This window comes from Bacillus sp. RC252 (assembly GCF_044909215.1).
Taxonomy (GTDB): Bacteria; Bacillota; Bacilli; order Bacillales; family Bacillaceae_G; genus Bacillus_A; species Bacillus_A mycoides.
In genome coordinates, this window is record NZ_JBIYDV010000011.1 from 50,770 (window position 1) to 69,615 (window position 18,846).

General features: G+C 36.4%; 17 protein-coding genes. 8 read left to right on the forward strand and 9 right to left on the reverse strand.

Annotation, left to right across the window (positions count from 1 at the left end; all coding sequences use genetic code 11):
• Positions 1–164: 164 nt before the first annotated feature.
• Positions 165–1,214: an NAD(P)/FAD-dependent oxidoreductase gene (locus ABH960_RS16915; RefSeq protein ID WP_113938012.1), complete on the reverse strand. Its 1,050-nt coding sequence runs from the start codon at positions 1,212–1,214 to the stop codon at positions 165–167.
• Between the two features lie 330 nt (positions 1,215–1,544).
• Here ABH960_RS16915 and ABH960_RS16920 point away from each other — a divergent pair, with 330 nt between their 5' ends.
• From ABH960_RS16920 to ABH960_RS16930, 3 genes are read left to right on the forward strand one after another with little or no spacing between them, the layout of a single operon-like run.
• Positions 1,545–2,462, forward strand: a complete 918-nt coding sequence (locus tag ABH960_RS16920; protein ID WP_000732562.1) for an iron-hydroxamate ABC transporter substrate-binding protein — start codon at positions 1,545–1,547, stop codon at positions 2,460–2,462.
• Between the two features lie 48 nt (positions 2,463–2,510).
• A complete protein-coding gene (locus tag ABH960_RS16925) occupies positions 2,511–3,551 on the forward strand; it encodes a FecCD family ABC transporter permease (protein ID WP_002139451.1) in 1,041 nt (346 codons plus the stop codon).
• The gene (locus tag ABH960_RS16930; RefSeq protein WP_044444293.1) at positions 3,548–4,555 is read left to right on the forward strand and encodes a FecCD family ABC transporter permease; all 1,008 of its coding nucleotides are present in this window, start codon (positions 3,548–3,550) and stop codon (positions 4,553–4,555) included. Before ABH960_RS16925 ends, ABH960_RS16930 begins: the two co-directional genes overlap by 4 nt.
• A gap of 44 nt (positions 4,556–4,599) precedes the next feature.
• On the opposite strand, the gene ABH960_RS16935 is transcribed toward ABH960_RS16930, so the two are convergent.
• From ABH960_RS16935 to mtnK, 3 genes are read right to left on the reverse strand one after another with little or no spacing between them, the layout of a single operon-like run.
• Positions 4,600–5,241 carry an L-fuculose-phosphate aldolase gene (locus tag ABH960_RS16935; RefSeq protein WP_404446861.1) on the reverse strand — a complete coding sequence of 214 codons (642 nt, stop codon included), beginning with the start codon at positions 5,239–5,241 and terminating at the stop codon, positions 4,600–4,602.
• A gap of 54 nt (positions 5,242–5,295) precedes the next feature.
• On the reverse strand, positions 5,296–6,339 hold the full coding sequence (gene mtnA / locus ABH960_RS16940; RefSeq protein WP_404446864.1) for an S-methyl-5-thioribose-1-phosphate isomerase: 1,044 nt from the start codon (positions 6,337–6,339) through the stop codon (positions 5,296–5,298).
• Between the two features lie 12 nt (positions 6,340–6,351).
• Complete coding sequence (mtnK, locus tag ABH960_RS16945) at positions 6,352–7,581, reverse strand: S-methyl-5-thioribose kinase (protein ID WP_404446867.1); 1,230 nt, start codon at positions 7,579–7,581, stop codon at positions 6,352–6,354.
• A 590-nt stretch (positions 7,582–8,171) separates the two neighbouring features.
• Between mtnK and ahpC the strand changes: the two genes are divergently transcribed.
• On the forward strand, positions 8,172–8,735 hold the full coding sequence (gene ahpC / locus ABH960_RS16950) for an alkyl hydroperoxide reductase subunit C (protein WP_000924420.1): 564 nt from the start codon (positions 8,172–8,174) through the stop codon (positions 8,733–8,735).
• A 14-nt stretch (positions 8,736–8,749) separates the two neighbouring features.
• Complete coding sequence (gene ahpF / locus ABH960_RS16955) at positions 8,750–10,276, forward strand: alkyl hydroperoxide reductase subunit F (RefSeq protein WP_002010172.1); 1,527 nt, start codon at positions 8,750–8,752, stop codon at positions 10,274–10,276.
• 50 nt (positions 10,277–10,326) lie between these two features.
• On the opposite strand, the gene ABH960_RS16960 is transcribed toward ahpF, so the two are convergent.
• Both ABH960_RS16960 and ABH960_RS16965 read right to left on the reverse strand, forming a co-directional pair.
• Positions 10,327–10,935, reverse strand: coding sequence for an SAM-dependent methyltransferase (locus ABH960_RS16960; RefSeq protein WP_404446873.1), 609 nt, complete (start codon positions 10,933–10,935; stop codon positions 10,327–10,329).
• A gap of 151 nt (positions 10,936–11,086) precedes the next feature.
• Positions 11,087–12,202, reverse strand: a complete 1,116-nt coding sequence (locus ABH960_RS16965; protein WP_002151542.1) for a M20 peptidase aminoacylase family protein — start codon at positions 12,200–12,202, stop codon at positions 11,087–11,089.
• A 288-nt stretch (positions 12,203–12,490) separates the two neighbouring features.
• Here ABH960_RS16965 and nhaC point away from each other — a divergent pair, with 288 nt between their 5' ends.
• Complete coding sequence (gene nhaC / locus ABH960_RS16970; protein WP_404446876.1) at positions 12,491–13,912, forward strand: Na+/H+ antiporter NhaC; 1,422 nt, start codon at positions 12,491–12,493, stop codon at positions 13,910–13,912.
• Here nhaC and ABH960_RS16975 read toward each other — a convergent pair.
• Positions 13,909–15,186 (reverse strand): transcriptional regulator, encoded by a 1,278-nt coding sequence (locus tag ABH960_RS16975; RefSeq protein ID WP_404446878.1) that lies wholly within the window; start codon positions 15,184–15,186, stop codon positions 13,909–13,911. The two genes, nhaC and ABH960_RS16975, sit on opposite strands and share 4 nt — an antisense overlap.
• Positions 15,187–15,279: 93 nt before the next feature.
• Between ABH960_RS16975 and ABH960_RS16980 the strand changes: the two genes are divergently transcribed.
• Positions 15,280–16,389 (forward strand): mandelate racemase/muconate lactonizing enzyme family protein, encoded by a 1,110-nt coding sequence (locus ABH960_RS16980; protein WP_404446881.1) that lies wholly within the window; start codon positions 15,280–15,282, stop codon positions 16,387–16,389.
• A gap of 14 nt (positions 16,390–16,403) precedes the next feature.
• A complete protein-coding gene (locus tag ABH960_RS16985) occupies positions 16,404–17,099 on the forward strand; it encodes a GNAT family N-acetyltransferase (protein WP_404446884.1) in 696 nt (231 codons plus the stop codon).
• A gap of 69 nt (positions 17,100–17,168) precedes the next feature.
• On the opposite strand, the gene ABH960_RS16990 is transcribed toward ABH960_RS16985, so the two are convergent.
• Together ABH960_RS16990 and ABH960_RS16995 are read right to left on the reverse strand one after the other, a co-directional pair.
• The gene (locus ABH960_RS16990) at positions 17,169–17,876 is read right to left on the reverse strand and encodes a M48 family metallopeptidase (protein ID WP_404446887.1); all 708 of its coding nucleotides are present in this window, start codon (positions 17,874–17,876) and stop codon (positions 17,169–17,171) included.
• 115 nt (positions 17,877–17,991) lie between these two features.
• Entirely contained in the window at positions 17,992–18,510 is a 519-nt protein-coding gene (locus tag ABH960_RS16995) for a YehS family protein (protein ID WP_404446890.1), read from the reverse strand.
• Positions 18,511–18,846: the final 336 nt, after the last annotated feature.

The following is an 18,846-nucleotide window of genomic DNA, read 5'->3' on the forward strand; positions in this document are numbered from 1 at the left end:
TTCAAGTCTTTGTATTCCCTTTTTATAGAAATACATTCATATGACATGAACTAATGAAAACGGTGTCATGAAAATGATTGAAAATATAGTAAACAGGAAAAACCCCATTTGTATCTCTCGTCCATAGAAATAGAGATGTAAATGGGGGTATACTTGTTCCTTTATTATTTCATCATCTGCTTAATCAATTCTCGATTTCTCTTCTTAAATACTTCATTATGAGAAGAAACCATTCCGTACTCACTTGCATCAGGTTGAATAAATTGTTTCGCTTTATTCACAGCGTTTCCAGCATCTTGGAATGCCCCTGCGATTAAATGCAATTTCCCTTCATGCTTTAAAATATCTCCAGCGGCATATAATCCGTCTACCGAGGACTCACTATTTGCATTCCCTGCAATATAATAATTGTCAACAATAGCAACATCTAGCTCACTATTTTCTAATAATGTTATATCGCGTTCATATCCATGATTAATAATAACTTCATCGATAGATAAATGAGAAATTTCTCCAGTTTCATGATTTGTTAATTCTATATATTCAATCGCTTCATGGTTATCACCAGCAATTAATTTTGTAATCGATGTATTAAAGAAACATTCTGCTGAACTGTTCATAAGTTGTTTTACTTGTGCTTCATGACCAGATAATTCTTCTTTTCTATATGTTAAATAAACTTTTTTTGCGATTGGTTCTAATTCGTTCGCCCAATCAATTGCGGAGTTCCCTCCGCCTGAAATAATTACCGTTTTATCTTTGAAACGTTTTAACGATTTAACTGTATAATTTAAATTTGAGACTTCGAATCTCTCAGCACCTTCAATTGATAACTTTTGTGGATTCAATATACCACTCCCAGTTGCGACGATCACTGTTTTTGAAAAATGTTCTTCCCCAGAGCTTGTTTTCAATGTAAAAATGCCATCCTGATTACGAATAATTGATTCTATTTTTGTATTCAATACAACTTCAGGCTGAAATGTTAATCCTTGTTGTACAAGTTGCTCAATTAATTTATCACCAGTAACCGGTAATAATCCGCCAATATCCCAAATCATTTTCTCCGGATAAACATGTATTTTTCCACCTAACTGTGGTTGAAATTCTATTATTTTCGTTTTCATCTCTCTTAGTCCACTATAAAAAGCTGAATAAAGCCCTGCAGGTCCTCCGCCTATCACAGTTACATCAAACAATTCTTCTTGATTCATTCGTGTCACTCCTCAGCTACCAATAATTGATTATCATTCTCAATAAAATATAACTTGTTTTTATAAATTTTACAATCAAAATCACTATTGACAATACACCTATATAAAATTATAGTATTTAAAGAATCAATAGTGATAATCATTATCAATTTGTTAATTATTAGCAACTGTGAGATTACATCTTCTTCTATTACTATGGTGAATACTATATGGTAAAATCTCAAGTTCAAGATTGTTAATAAGACTTTTGTATTACCACTAACTTTTCAAAAGATCAAAGCCAAACAATTTATTGTATATCACATATCATCTATCAAAAGGAGAAAGACGATGAAAAAATTATTCATTTCACTAACAGTTCTGTTCGTCCTTGTTATGAGTGCTTGTAGCAATGGTTCAACAGACAAGAAGAACGACGCAAAAGGTAAGAAATCAGAAACAATTACATACCAATCTGAAAATGGTAAAGTTGAAGTTCCAGCAAATCCACAACGTGTTGTTGTCCTATCATCATTCGCTGGTAACGTAATGTCATTAGGTGTAAATCTTGTTGGGGTAGATTCATGGTCTAAACAAAACCCACGTTTTGATAGCAAACTGAAAAATGTCGCTGAAGTATCAGATGAGAATGTTGAAAAAATTGCTGAATTAAATCCAGATTTAATCATTGGTTTATCAAATATTAAAAATGTTGATAAGTTAAAGAAAATCGCTCCTACTGTAACATACACTTACGGAAAAGTTGATTACTTAACACAACACTTAGAAATCGGTAAATTATTAAATAAAGAAAAAGAAGCAAAAACTTGGGTTGATGATTTCAAGAAACGCGCACAAACAGCTGGAAAAGACATTAAAGCGAAGATCGGTGAAGATGCAACCGTTTCTGTTGTTGAAAACTTCAACAAGCAGCTTTACGTATACGGCGAAAACTGGGGCCGTGGAACAGAAATTCTTTACCAAGAAATGAAATTAAAAATGCCTGAAAAAGTAAAAGAAAAAGCCTTAAAAGAAGGATACTACGCATTATCTACTGAGGTATTACCTGAGTTTGCTGGTGATTACTTAATCGTAAGTAAAAACAAAGATACTGATAACTCATTCCAAGAGACAGAATCATATAAAAACATTCCGGCAGTAAAAAATAATCGTGTATATGAAGCAAACATGATGGAATTCTATTTCAATGATCCACTTACATTAGATTTCCAACTAGACTTCTTCAAGAAGAGCTTTCTTGGTCAATAATACAAACATGAGGAATTCTTAATTTAAGAATTCCTCTTCCTTTATTCTATGAAAAGAAAAGATGTGAAACTGATGAAAAAAGAGCAAGACAACCTACGTTCCAACGCTTTTACATACAAATTAATTTTGAGTATCATTGCATTCTTTCTTATTTTTATGTTTGCAATGGTGTTAGGCGCTGCAGATACTTCTATAAAAGACGTATGGTTAGCACTTACTTCCTCTGCTAAAGGAGATAAGCTATCCATCCTTCGTGAAATACGTTTACCACGTGAAGTTGCTGCTATTTTTGTAGGAGCTGGACTCGCTGTTTCTGGTGCAATTATGCAAGGATTAACGCGAAACCCACTTGCCGATCCTGGATTACTTGGCCTAACTGGTGGCGCAAATGCTGCACTTGCACTAACACTTGCCTTCAATCCTTCTATAAGCTACCTTTACTTAACACTAGCTTGCTTTATCGGTGCTGCAATTGGGGCTATTATGGTATTTGGAATTGGCATGGTGAAAAAGGGCGGACTTTCTCCTCTTCGAATTGTATTAGCTGGTGCTGCTGTTTCAGCATTTCTACTTGCAATCTCAGAAGGTGTTGGCATTTACTTTAAAATTTCACAAGATGTATCAATGTGGACGGCTGGGGGCGTAATTGGAACGAGTTGGAGCCAATTAAAAATTATTATTCCGGTTATTTCAATAAGTATATTTATCGCTATCTTACTTGCAAAGAAATTAACAGTTCTTAGTTTCAGTGAAGAAGTTGCCGTTGGACTCGGTCAAAAAATAATCGTTATTAAAACGATTTTATTTATCATTATTATCTTGCTTGCTGGTGCTTCTGTAGCACTTGTCGGAAACATGGCATTTATCGGCCTTATGGTACCCCATATGGTTCGTCCAATCGTTGGACCAGATTACCGTTTTGTTATACCGATGTCAGCGATTGCTGGTGCTTCCTTTATGCTGCTCGCAGACACAATCGGACGTACAATTAACGCTCCGTATGAAACACCAGTTGCTGCAATCGTCGCAATTGTAGGATTACCATTCTTCCTATTTATTGTACGTAAAGGAGGAAGAACTTTCTCATGATGCAATCTATTCTAAAGAAACAACGCCTTATCATACTTGCATTACTCATACTTACCATCACAACAATTGTAATTGGAATGGGACTCGGTTCTGCCGCTCTCTCCTATGACAGATTAATCCCAACACTTATGGGACAAGGTACATTTAAAGAAGAATTCGTTTTATATTCTTTAAGGCTACCTAGAATCGTCATTACATTATTAGCCGGTATGGCACTCGCTTTATCAGGTGCTATATTACAAGGTATTACCCGAAACGATTTAGCTGAACCTGGTATTCTCGGCATTAACGCTGGTGCTGGTGTTGCAGTTTCTGTTTTCTTTCTATACTTCCCGATAGATGTAGGTTCATTTCTTTACCTACTACCAGTCGTTGGATTTATCGGTGCGTTTCTAACAGCTGTTCTAATTTACGTATTTTCATATAGCAAATCCACAGGCCTTCAGCCAATAAGATTAACATTAACCGGTATCGGTTTTTCCTTTGCACTATCTGGCGCGATGATTGTACTTATTTCATCTGCAGATCGTATGAAGGTAGACTTTATCGCTAAATGGATTGCCGGAAACATTTGGGGAGATGACTGGACATTTGTTTTAGCAATGCTTCCATGGCTAATCGTATTAATCCCATTTGTCTTCTATAAAGCAAATCGATTAAATATACTAGCATTAAACGAACCAGTAGCAATCGGTGTTGGAATTGAAATTGAAAAAGAACGAAGATACTTATTAATCGCAGCCGTTGCACTTGCTGCCGCTGCTGTTTCCGTAACAGGAGGCATTAGCTTTATCGGACTTATGGCTCCTCACATCGCCAAATCTTTAGTAGGTCCAAGGCATCAAATATTCATCCCTATCGCCGTTTTAATCGGCGGATGGTTATTACTACTAGCGGATACAATTGGACGAAATATCGTCGAACCTAGCGGTATTCCAGCTGGTATTGTCGTTGCTTTAATTGGTGCACCTTACTTTATGTATTTGTTGCTCAAGAAAGTGTAAGAAACACCCTCAAGATTTTTTCTTGAGGGTGTTTTCATTTCATTCTACTGTTGTCCATACCCTTCAAACTTCTTCGACAAATTCTCCATCTCGTCTTCTGGCAGTAATTTCGGTTCTCCAACACTTTTCGTTTGATAATAAATTTGAGCACAAAACTCTATTTCTTCTGCAATAGTAAACGCCATTTTTATATTATTTGCACCAGCCATTAAACCATGATTCGCAAGTAAAACTGCACGACGATCAATCATTCCTTCCAAAGCAGCCTCTGCTAATTGCTTCGTACCAAATGTTTCATATGGTGCACAGCGAACATTCGGACCTGCAAAAGCAATTAAATATGATACAGCAGGAAGTTCCCATCCTAATGATGCGATTGTCTTCGCATAAGGAGAATGTGTATGTACAAGCGCATTTATATCTTCACGATTTCTATAATAGATAAGGTGCATATCTAATTCGCTTGATGGTTTTCTCTCTCCTTCTATCACTTCACCATCTAAATTCAATATAACTACATCTTCAGGCGTCGTTTCATAATAATCTAGACCACTTGGGCTAATTGCAACAAGACCTTGTTCACGATTGAAAATACTAATATTACCGCCAGTCCCCTTTGTTAAACCACTAGAAATCATTTTCTTTCCGTACGCTACAACTTCTTCTCTTTCTTTTTGCAATAACATATACATCCCCCTAGTAAGAAACTTATGATGACTATTTTTCTAAAAACTATCTACTTATTGAAATAGCTTTTTTAAATTCTCCATAAACGGTGCTCTCACAATTCCTTTTTCCGTAATAATCGCTGTTACATTTTCATATGGCGTGACATCAAATGCCGGATTGTATACTTTACTTTCTTGCGGAGCAGAGTATTGTCCGAAACGATTGATCACTTCAGAAGCATCTCTTTCTTCAATTGGAATTTCTTTTCCTGTCAGTGTTTTCAAATCAATTGTCGGCGTTGGTGCTGCTACATAAAACGGAATGTTATAATATTTAGCCAAAATCGAAACACCTAATGTTCCAATTTTATTTGCTACATCCCCGTTTGCTGCTACACGATCACATCCAACGATTACTGCATCGATTTTCCCTTGTGACATGACCATTGCCGCCATATTATCTGTAATGACCGTTACATCAATTCCCGCTCGCTGCAGTTCTAATGCCGTTAACGTTGAACCTTGTAATCTAGGGCGTGTTTCATCGGAATAGATTTTTAAGTCCCATCCTTTTTCTTTCGCTAAGTACATTGGAGCTGTCGCAGTACCATACTTAGTCGTTGCTAACGCACCTGCATTACAATGCGTTAATACCCCCATGCCATCATGGAATAATGTTAATGCATGTTCTCCAATTTGACGGTTAATTTCTTCATCTTCTCTATGAATCTTTTTTGCTTCTTCTAATAATCTATCTTTCAACTGCGCAATTGATAAGTGAGCATTCTCTTTCGCTACACTTTCCATTCTTTCAAGCGCCCAAAATAAATTTACTGCCGTCGGTCTTGATGTCGCTAAGTATGCACATACCTTTTTTACTTCCTCTATGAATTCTTCCGCCGAACTTTCCGCAACTTCCTTTACTCCTAAATACACACCGTAGGCTGCTGAAACACCTATTGCCGGCGCTCCTCGTACTTTCATTACTTGAATCGCATCCCACACACCCTCAGCTGTTTTAAAAGATTCATAGACTACTTCGTTCGGTAATACCGTTTGATCCAATAACACTAAAGCATCATCTTTCCACTGAATTGGTATTAATTGCTCTGCCATCATCTTCTCCCCTTATTTCGCACTATGCATTGACTGTTTTTTTAACGTTTCTACAAAGCTACTACCTGTTTTATATTGATTCGCTTGTAAAATAAACTTCTTCGCTGCCTGTAGACAAATTCGCTCCGCTCTAGCACGCGCTGCATCATTCTCAATACAAGTCATATCCTTCACCTTCGCTAGACCAACAATACGACGAATTAACTCAAGACCCGTCACTGCAGCTGTATCCTCTAATACAGATTGTAAATAAACTTGGTTAAAACCTTCTTCCTTCGCCATAATCTCTGTTACATGAATATCCCAAGCATCTAAAAACTTCTTCTTAAATAAATCAATTACATCTATCATGGTAGATTCTATCCAGTTCATATATGTATCTTTCTCAATACCAGATTGCATCACTGCATCTGCATTCACCCATGCAAACATTAAATTCGCCATTATATTCCCAACGTCATATCCCATAGGTCCATAAAAAGCAAATTCAGGATCAATAACCTTTGTAGAATCACTTTTTACAAAAACAGAACCAGTATGTAAATCACCGTGAAGCAGCGCTTGTGCATTCGTCATAAAAGAAAACTTAAGTTTTGCTACTTCCATACGAAGCTCTTTATCACTATAAATAAGCTCTCTAATCCATCCTTCGTTTAATTGAAACAATTCGTTGCGTTTATTATGATTTGTAAATGGCTCTGAATATACGAGGTCCTCTGTAATCTCACATAACTCAGGATTTATATAATTCTTCACGAGTTCCTTCTTTTCTTTATGATTCATTACAACATCTGATGTTAATAGAAGAGTGTTTACCATAAAAGTAGTTAAATCCTCAGCAAACCTCGGAAACATTTGATGATTTATGAGTGCTGTACGCAATATTGTGTGATCTGATAAATCTTCCATCACGCAACAATTCATCACACTATCAAACAAATATACATTTGGCACGAGTCCAGATGCTAACTCTCCTTCTAATCGCAAAACATCTGATTCTATACGGATTCGATTCGTCGACAACTTAAACTCATCTGAAATACGCGCTGTATCCCCAGCTTGCTTTACAATGACAGAAATGCTCTTCTGTTCATCCCAAACGCGGAACACATAATTTAAATTACCATCACCTATTTCTTTACACTTTAGCCCCTTTGCATGCTCGAACTTAGGTAATTTCTCTTGCACATATGCAATCACATCTTTAGCTTCCATTAAAAAATACTTCGTGAACTTAGACATGGTTTCCCCCCCACACTAAATGTAAACGTTTTCTAAAAGCCGTAAAAAATAATAGACTGAAACTTTTTCAATCTATACTATATCTTCACTATTGCAATACATATCTCGCTTTTATTATATCTTGTTAGAAATGAGCGTCAATGTTTCTATTTCTCATTGCAATATACTTCTTATTATATATATTTATGATGACAATAATTGTTCACAAAGATTCCGATACATTTTGTTTTATTTATTGCACAATTCTTTGTAAAATAGAAGTAAGCAGTTCCTTTTCAAATCCACAACTTCTAAGAAATATTTCCTTCCTAAGAATTTATACTTACACCATGTCCCTAACATACACACTACTCTTTCAAACACTCATTGAAAATTTATGACTTGAAAATTACCTTTTAATTCCCTAGTAGCCTTAATTGAGAATAAATATTAATTAAATTGGTATAAAGTTGGTTTATTCTCTTGACAAAATAACCACTTCTATATGATAATTAATATCGAATTAGAATTATTATAGTTAATTAAAAAATATATTTTATGAGCAAACTAATTTCCGATGCTCAAAACCAACCTTTAGGAGGAATTTTAATATGTTATTAATCGGCACAGAAGTAAAACCGTTTAAAGCTAATGCTTACCATAATGGAGAATTTATCCAAGTTACTGACGAAAGTTTAAAAGGAAAATGGAGCGTAGTTTGTTTCTACCCAGCAGACTTCACATTCGTTTGTCCAACTGAACTTGAAGACTTACAAAACCAATACGCAACTCTAAAAGACTTAGGCGTTGAAGTATACTCTGTATCTACAGACACTCACTTCACTCACAAAGCATGGCATGATAGCTCAGAAACTATCGGCAAAATCGAATACATTATGATTGGTGACCCAACTCGCACAATCACTACAAACTTCAACGTTTTAATGGAAGAAGAAGGTCTTGCTGCTCGTGGTACATTCATCATCGATCCAGACGGCGTTATCCAATCTATGGAAATCAATGCTGACGGTATCGGCCGTGACGCAAGCATCCTTGTTAACAAAATTAAAGCAGCTCAATACGTACGTAACAACCCAGGTGAAGTTTGCCCAGCTAAATGGCAAGAGGGTTCTGCAACACTTAAACCAAGCCTTGACCTTGTAGGCAAAATCTAAGGAGTTCGATCAAAATGATACTAGATGCAGATATAAAAACACAACTATCCCAATACCTTCAGTTAATGGAGAACGATATTTTACTTAAAGTAAGCGCAGGAGACGATAACGTATCTAAAGATATGTTATCTCTAGTAGATGAATTAGCTACTATGTCATCTAAGATTACAGTAGAAAAAGTTGAACTAGAGAGAACACCAAGCTTTAGCGTAAATCGCCCTGGTGAAGAAACTGGTGTCGTATTCGCTGGTATTCCATTAGGACACGAATTTACTTCATTAGTGTTAGCTTTACTACAAGTTAGTGGACGTGCTCCAAAAGTTGAACAAAAATTAATCGATCAAATCAAAAACATTCAAGGCGAATATCATTTTGAATCTTATATCAGCCTAAGTTGTCATAATTGTCCTGATGTTGTACAAGCTCTTAACGTAATGAGCGTTCTAAACTCTGGTATTACACATACTATGATTGATGGCGCTGCATTCAAAGAGGAAGTAGAAAGTAAAGACATCATGGCAGTACCAACTGTTTACCTAAATGGCGAATCTTTCGGAAGCGGTCGTATGACACTTGAAGAAATTTTAGCTAAAATGGGTAACGGTCCAGATGCATCAGAGCTTTCTGATAAAGATCCATACGATGTTCTTGTTGTTGGTGGCGGCCCAGCTGGTGCAAGTGCAGCAATTTATGCAGCACGTAAAGGCATCCGTACTGGTATCGTTGCTGAGCGCTTCGGTGGTCAAGTAATGGATACTATGGGTATTGAGAACTTCATCAGCGTAAAACGCACTGAAGGTCCTAAGCTAGTAGCAAGCCTTGAAGAGCACGTAAAAGAATACGACATCGATGTAATGAATCTACAACGTGCGAAACGTTTAGAGAAAAAAGAACTTATTGAAGTGGAACTTGAAAACGGCGCTATTCTGAAAAGTAAGAGCGTAATCGTTTCAACAGGTGCTCGCTGGCGTAATGTTGGCGTACCGGGTGAAGCTGAGTTCAAAAACAAAGGTGTAGCATACTGCCCACACTGTGACGGTCCATTATTCATCGGAAAAGATGTAGCGGTTATCGGCGGTGGTAACTCTGGTATTGAAGCAGCTATCGACTTAGCAGGTATTGTTAAGCACGTAACTGTTCTTGAATTCATGCCAGAATTAAAAGCTGATGCTGTATTACAAGAACGTCTTAACAGCTTACCAAACGTAACTGTTCTGAAAAACGTTCAAACGAAAGAAATCACTGGTACTGATAAAGTAAACGGTATTTCTTACATCGATCGTGAAACTGAAGAAGTACACCATGTTGAATTACAAGGTGTATTCGTTCAAATCGGTCTTGTGCCAAACACAGACTGGTTAGGCGAAACAGTTGAACGCGTTCGCGGTGAAATCGTAACAGACAAGCACGGCGCTACAAACGTACCAGGAGTGTTTGGTGCAGGTGACTGTACAAATAATCCGTACAAACAAATCATCATCTCTATGGGTTCAGGTGCGAATGCAGCTTTAGGTGCATTTGATTACTTAATCCGTAACTAATTATATAGACGTGAGTTTTAAAAAAGCAGGTGCCAAGGCACCTGCTTTTTTTATAATCCTAATGTATAAACTAAAAATCTCTCATTCCCATTCTTCTCATAAGCACCCGGTAATCTAACTTCTCTCTTCAATTCAAAAGCAGTCTGATTCTCCAAGAAGAAAATATAATCTTCAGAAGGGTAGTATAAAATAATATCAATTTCTCTCTCTGTTTCTTCTACCGAAAGTAAAATGTTATTTACTACGTTCATAAATACTTGTACAGAAAATGGATTGAAGAAATAAAACCGATTATCACGTGGATCAATCTCATATTCCTGCGCTAAGCAGCATTCAAATTGAATTTTATCTTTACTGTTTCTTACCTTTCGTGCATAGCGCTCACGGTTTTCCATTGCTTCTTTATAAAACTCTTCATTCATTTCAATTCCAACCGCCGAAGCATCGCACTTATGGTGCATGTAAAAATTCAATCTCCCTTTTCCGCACCCAAAGTCTACAATTCGATCGCTACTTGTTATTTCATATTGATTCAATAACTCATCTAATCCGCTATATGGCGTCGGTTCATAACGGTGATAATGCATAGACTTATTAAAACCTTTTTGCTCCCCGACAGTTTTTATATGTAATACAGCATCGTAATATTGTTCGTTCATTTTTTTCTCCTATTAACAAATGGTACTTATTATTATACACCATGTACTAGAGAGTTATTTTTCATCAAATTAATCAGTACGTGAAATTATATAACCGCAAATTAAAATATATCGACTTAACGACAAATCCCTACAAAAAAACAGGAGCTATCTAGCCCCTGTTCTCCAATACTTTCAATACAGTTTGTTTCAATATTTCTACTCCATCCATTATACAGCTATGATCAAACTTCATATACGGATGGTGTAATCCAGGTTGTAAGTTCGCCCCTAGTCCAAGCATGACAGCTTTTAAATGGGGTCTTTTCACTGTATAGTAATGGAAATCATCGCTTCCTGTCGTATACAGTGGTCCAGTACATCCCTCTTCCCCGTACACTTCAAGAATGCCTTTCCGCATGAAACGCTCAGCTTCTTCTGACACTTCAGCTCCTGGTGCGAGATCAATCCACTCATAAGAAAGTTTAGATCCCATTGATTCAGCTGACTGAATTACTTGCTCTATTTTTCGCTTTAATTCATCTAGTAATATGTTATTTTCTGCTCTTACATCTAAACTAAAGTGCCCGTTACCTGGAATAATATTTAGATTATCACCACCAGCTTGGCATCTCGTCATCTTAACAGAATAAGACGTCTGCGGCGGTAACCATATATTTTTCAATCCAATATTGATCATCGAAATGACATCAATTGCATTTATACCTTGATGCGGGCGTGCCCCGTGTGCATCATCTCCATGAATCATCCCTTCTAAAAACCCTGCAGCTCCGTGACGAATAGATGGTGCAGCTTGTTTCAAAGGCAGTTCTTCAATTGGCCTTAAATGAACACCAAATAAGAAATCTGCATCATCCACGGCGCCCTTCTCTACCATCTTTAAGGAACCATTTCCTTTTTCCTCTGCCGGCTGAAAAATAAATCTAACAGTACCGCTATCCCATCTCATATTTTTCAATTGTAAAATAAGGCCCATCACAATTGTCATATGAGCATCGTGGCCGCATGAGTGATTCGCTTTAAATTCTCCGTCTACTTCTTGCCATAGTGCATCCATATCAGCACGAATCGCGATAACTGGATTCCCTCTTCCGATTTCAGCAATCACGCCAGGGCAATCATCAAATATTTTATATGAAATTCCTTCTTCTTTTAGAAAGTTAGTAATATAAGCTGTCGTTTCATATTCCTTCCAACTTACTTCAGGGTTTTCATGTAAATGCTGAAAAATTTCAGTTAAACGCTCTTGTAGTTCTAATGTTTTCAACTTTTCATTCTCCTTCCCAAATTACAAACCATTAAAGTTAATTATATTTCTGAAAAAACAGATGTTTTTATGAACATATTGAATTTTAAGAAAAAAGTCAATTATTTATTTTAAAATGCTATTAATACCAATATTTACTCATTTTATAAAGATATTTATACAGATAGAACATTCCTTATTTTCTGTTTTTTGTTGACGCTTGCATATATCTTTAGTTATTATAACTTAATAAACGTCTATTTTGCGACAATTCTAAAAATACAAACATACATAATGAGGAGGCAGTTTATGAAAAGAGAAATACCTTTTGGCATAGCAATAATCCCTATTATCATTACAGTTGCAGTTATGATGGTTACAATTGTTGTATTAAAACAAAGCCCTCACGTCCCACTTATTATCGGTACAACCGTTGCTTCTATCGTTGCCTGGCGTTACGGTTACAAATGGAACGACATTGAAGAAGCAATGTATAAAGGAATTCGCCTTGCATTACCCGCTATCGTTATCATTATTCTTGTAGGTTTAACGATCGGTGCTTGGATTGGCGGTGGAATCGTCGCTACTATGATTTATTACGGTTTAAAACTTTTAACTCCATCACTATTTTTAGTTTCAATTACAATTATTTGTTCTATCGTTGCATTAGCAATCGGTAGCTCCTGGTCTACAATGGGAACAATTGGTGTTGCTGGAATGGGAATTGGCCTAAGTATGGGGATCCCAGCTCCAATGGTTGCTGGCGCTATAATTTCCGGTTCTTATTTTGGCGATAAAATGTCACCGCTTTCAGACACGACAAACTTAGCCGCAGGATTAACAAATACAGATTTATTCACACATATTCGTCACATGTTATTTACTACAATTCCAGGTTTAATTATTACTCTTATCGTTTATGCGTTCTTAGGAAGAAGCTTTGGCGATAACAATATTGATTCAAAAAGTATCGATCAAACGTTACAAGTATTGCAACAAAACTTTGTTATCTCACCTTTTCTATTAATTATACCAGTAATTGTTATGGTATTGGTCGCTAAAAAAGTCCCTGCTATACCAGCTATTCTCGTAGGTGTTATTTTAGGATTCTTATCACAAGTCTTTATTCAAGGTGGTTCTGTCTCATCAGCTGTCGGTGCACTCCAAAGTGGATTTGTTATAGACACTGGAAACAAGCTAGTAGACGAACTATTTAACCGTGGTGGCTTAAGCTCTATGATGAATACAGTTTCTATGACAATTGTCGCTATGACTTTCGGAGGAGTACTAGAACATACTGGCATTCTTCGCTCAATTGTAAATCAAATTTTAAAATTAGCGACATCAGCAAAGGGACTTATCGCTTCTACTATCGCATCTTGCTTTGCAACGAATCTTACTTGCTCTGAACAATATATTTCGATTGTTGTTCCTTCAAGAATGTATGCAAATGCGTACACAGAAAAAGGACTACATTCTAAAAATTTATCCAGAGCATTAGAAGATGGCGGAACATTAACTTCTGTTTTCGTACCTTGGAATACATGTGGTGTATTTATACTCGCAACACTTGGTGTAGGCGCATTCGAGTATGCTCCTTATGCTATATTGAATTTCATCGTACCTATTATTTCAATCATTTATGGTATAACTGGCTTCACAATTACAAAGCTATCGGATATTGAAAAAGCAGACCTATTGAAAAAACAAAAAGCGCAACTAGAAGCTTAAAATTTTTGAAACGAATACAATGGTAAATTCAGCTCATATATTGCGCGAGGGCGCCCTTGTTGATAGGGCATTTCCTCGCCGCAAATATTGGCATATCTGTAATCAACTAATTTCTTTAACAGCCTTTCCGTCGATCGCCTAGTCACTTGTAAGTACTCAGAAAGATCCGCCGCTGTAAATTTCAATGATGGATGCGATTGACTAAACTGAATAATTTTTGACAAGTTTGCAGGGCTAAGCTTCGTTTCCTTCGCTATTTTCATTAATTCTGGATTATCGTTTTTTAAACTTTGTACTCTCTGTTTTTTCGGGAACGGACCAAATAATTCTTTATCACTTGTTAGTATATAAAAGCAGCGTTCTACCGGATTATTTTTTGCGAAACCTTGAGCGATTTTTGCATTTTGTTCCGCTTCATTTACTGTTTTTCCGTAACCAAATCCAATAGATACAGCTCCTTCTATATTCGTAAATAAACGATCTATCGTATTTGTTTTTGTACTCGATTCGATATCACCACGAGTTGTATACAAAATAAAAGTCATTTCATCAACTTGTTTAAATGAACCACGTAATTCTTTTGAAATTACATTTAATTGTTCAAACGATTTTTCTTGTAACTCTATAAAGGATATAATACAAGCACCAACAGTAGCTGAATGGCTTTTTGCTAACTCAGCTTTTATTTTTGCATCTTTTAATCCATGTATAATTGATTGCGTTGGATCTATCATACGCTCTGAAGGAATACCTATTTTTTGAAGTTCATCGTAGACAGCGTGAATACTAGTTAAAGCTAAATCAGCCTCTCCTGATTGATATTTAGCTAAATGAAAATCAATGATTCTCTTAATTTCATCATTACTCCATAACACATTTTCATAATCCATCACTTGCGGAGTTTCTTTCAGACCGATATCATGGAACACATTTTTAATAAACGAACGATCTACTAAATCAATTGAAATTTTATGAGGTTGAATACTTTGATGATATATTATAGAAAGAAGTGAAGAAGCGACAGTTGTCTCGTCTTGCTGTAAGTACGTACTTGGAATTGGTAATTGTTCTCTTATTTCTTTTGCCATATAATAAGGTAGGGCACCCGAGAAAAAGATAACATCACAAGGTTTTAAACGCTTTAATAGTTCAGAAGATTCTGCCGGGTGAAGGTAAATATATGGATCAATCTCTATCTCTTCTAGTTTATGAGCAATAGGTAAAAGATTCTCCATAAACTCTTTTGAACCGACAACTGCAATTTTTATCATCATTTTCTCTAACTCCTTATCATTAATTAACGACTATTTAACGTCAACTATATCAAATGTACAAAACCATTGTAAACAGGAAGGGGTCTTTATTCAATGAAAATTACAGCTATTCACCTTTACGCAATTCGTTTACCACTTCGCGATCCGTTTGTTATTAGTTATGGTTCTTATTCTGATATGCCTTCTATTATCGTCAAAATGGAAACAGATGAAGGCATTATCGGTTACGGTGAAGGCGTTGCTGATGATCACGTTACAGGTGAATCATGGGAAAGTACTTTCCATATTTTAAAACATACACTAGCTCCTGCTCTAATTGGGAAAAATCCAATGAATATCGAAAAAATACACGACATGATGGACAATACAATTTACGGTGTTCCAACAGCGAAAGCTGCAATTGATATCGCTTGTTTTGATATACTGGGTAAAAAATTAAATCAACCTGTATATCAATTAATTGGCGGACGCTACCATGAAGAATTTCCTGTCACTCACGTCTTAAGTATCGCCGAGCCGGAGGATATGGCTGAAGAAGCTGCTTCTATGATTCAGAAAGGCTACCAATCTTTCAAAATGAAAGTCGGTACGAATGTAAAAGAAGATGTAGCGAGAATTGAAGCTGTACGTGAACGTGTAGGAAATGATATCGCGATTCGCGTTGATGTAAACCAAGGCTGGAAAAATAGCGCAAACACATTAACAGCACTTCGTTCATTAGGACATTTAAACATTGACTGGATTGAACAGCCTGTTGTAGCGGATGATATTGACGCAATGGCTCATATTCGTTCTAAAACAGACCTTCCGCTTATGATTGATGAAGGACTAAAAGGCTCTCGTGAAATGCGCCAAATCATTAAATTAGACGCAGCTGATAAAGTAAATATAAAATTAATGAAATGCGGCGGCATATATCCAGCTGTAAAACTTGCTCATCAAGCTGAAATGGCAGGCATTGAATGCCAAGTTGGATCCATGGTCGAATCGTCTGTTGCCTCTTCCGCAGGATTCCATGTCGCTTTCTCAAAAAAAATCATTACTAGCGTCGAGCTAACAGGACCATTAAAATTCACGAAAGACATCGGAAACTTACATTACGACGTACCATTTATTCGCTTAAACGAAAAGCCGGGACTCGGCATTGAAATAAACGAAAGTACATTACAAGAATTAACCGTCTTTCAAGACGTTGTACGCTAAAGGAGGACTAACACATGACGACTCTTTACGAAGGAAAATTAAAACAAAACAACGATTCATTTCACGTTACATTACTATCTTTAGAACATATGGAACAAATTTTATCATTACAAAACGTTGTAGTTGAAGCGCTAGAAGATAAAGGTCGTTTACAACCACTCTCGCTAGAAGAATTTCAATACATTCTAGAAGGAAACGGAATGATGATCGGCGCTTTTATAGAAAACGAGCTCATCGCATTTCGTGCCCTACTAGTCCCTCCTATCGACGATGAACATTTAGGACTTGATATTGGCCTACCAGAAAGTCAGCTACACCGCGTCATCTATCAAGAAATCTCAAACGTTCATCCAAACTGCCGAGGAAATGGCATGCAAAAAATATTAGCCACAGTCATCATGGATGAATTACAAAAAGAAGACAGCAAATACGATTACGTTTGCTGCACCGTTGCACCTTTTAACATTCCAAGTTTAAAGGATAAGTTCGCGCAAGGTATGGAAATTGCTGCATTGAAGGAGAAGTACGGCGGGAGTATGCGGTATGCTTTTGTGAAGGAGTTGCGTAAAGATATAGAAAGAGATTGGACGGATGTTAAAAGCGTTCCTATGAGTGATGCTAGTGGACAGCAGACGTTACTTTCAGAGGGGTATCGTGGGTATGAGATGGAGAGAATAGACGATACTTTCACTGTGAAGTTTGGACGATAATCTATGTACAAAGAGAACCCTAATTCATTAGGGTTCTACTTTATTTTATTCCACAATCTAAAGTAATAACTAAACCGTCATCTTCCAACTCGATAACGCTAACCAATTCTCCATTTCCTTATAATCAGGCATTATCTTCCCGACAAGACGCCAAAAAGAGCGATCATGATTTAAATGAACCATATGACACATTTCATGAACAACTACATAATCAATTACCCTCTGAGGTGCCATTGCTAGCTTCCAATTGAATGTTAGCTGTAAATTTGAATCACAAGTTCCCCACGTACGACTACTATCTGTAATACGAATAGAACGCGGTTTTGTTTTAAAGTTACTTTGATATGCTTTAATACTCTTCTCCACTAACGCTTTACACTGCTTATAGTAAAATCGTTTTAAAGCTTGTTGTATTTTCTCATCCTTAAGCTCTTTCACATAAATATGTAGCTTCTCACCTTCAAAAACTGCATTGTCTTGTTCAATGCCCGCATCTTGAGAAATCTGTATCGGATACGTATTCCCTAAATACAGAAAACCTTCTCCTTGATCATAACCCTTTTCCTGTGGTCCAAGCGCCCGCTCCTGCATTTCCTTACGTGTTGCCTGAACCCAATCCCATTTCTCCTCTAACAATTGGACTAAGTATTCAACAGGTGTACCTTTCGGGGCTTGCACCTCAACATTTCCGTAAGAATCTACAAAAAGACGTACTGATTTTTTCTTCTTATAAGTTATATGAAAATTAATTGTCTCACCTAAATATGTATGTACCATTTCATCACCTAACGTATTCGTTCATAATTATTTTTATAAATAAAAAAGAGTAGGATACAAACGTCCTACTCTATCTATTATATCATTTACTGCTTTACCATAAATGTTACAAAGCTTATCCTCTATACTTTACAGCTAATCCCTTAATGAAATTCCTTGCGTATCTATCGCCGCACTCTTTGTAATGCTTATGGCCTTTCTTTCTTAATAAAGCGCCTAATTCTCCTTTTGTTACGATGACGCCTACGCTATCTAATATATCAAGCACATCCTCACTCGTTAAAGATAGTGCGATTTTCATTTTCTTTAAAAGAAGGTTATTGGCACTCTCCTTGCTCTGTACAGGTGCAGGCTGCCCTGGTTTCGAATCTTGCTTTCCTCTTTTTAAAGTAATAAATCCATTTAAAAATGCCTCTAACATCATCATATCGCATGTTAATACGTACTCATCTTCAGCCACATCAGCGTTTTCGGGTTCATGCTGAGGAGCTCTTTTTATTTTTGTAAGCATATCAACTACGTCTTCTTTCGTTACTTCCATCCCGCCAAGTTTGAAGATTTCCACCATATCCATATCTTTTATATCCATAGCATATCTTACTCTAATTAAAATATCATTATTACTTATAGCCATTGTTGTCCTCCTAAAATGTTAAACATAGTAATACTTTTAGCACTTTTAGCACTTTTAAGCTAATTTCGTTAAATTACTAATTGTTAAGATTATACTAAAAAGCCCTGAGAAGACCCAAGCCTGAAAAAAATTATAACAAATAATCTTTTCACATTGTATTACAATCTTTAGAATCTATCAAAAAACTTTATTCTTACAAAATATTGTAGTTAAATCGCTAGAAGTGAATGAAACTTGTACAGCATCTCTCGCAAAAAAAGAGTTCGATGTATGATAGAAAGCAACGGCGCTATGATCAATGCCCTTAAGAAAAAGAATTCATTATATTTTACGCTC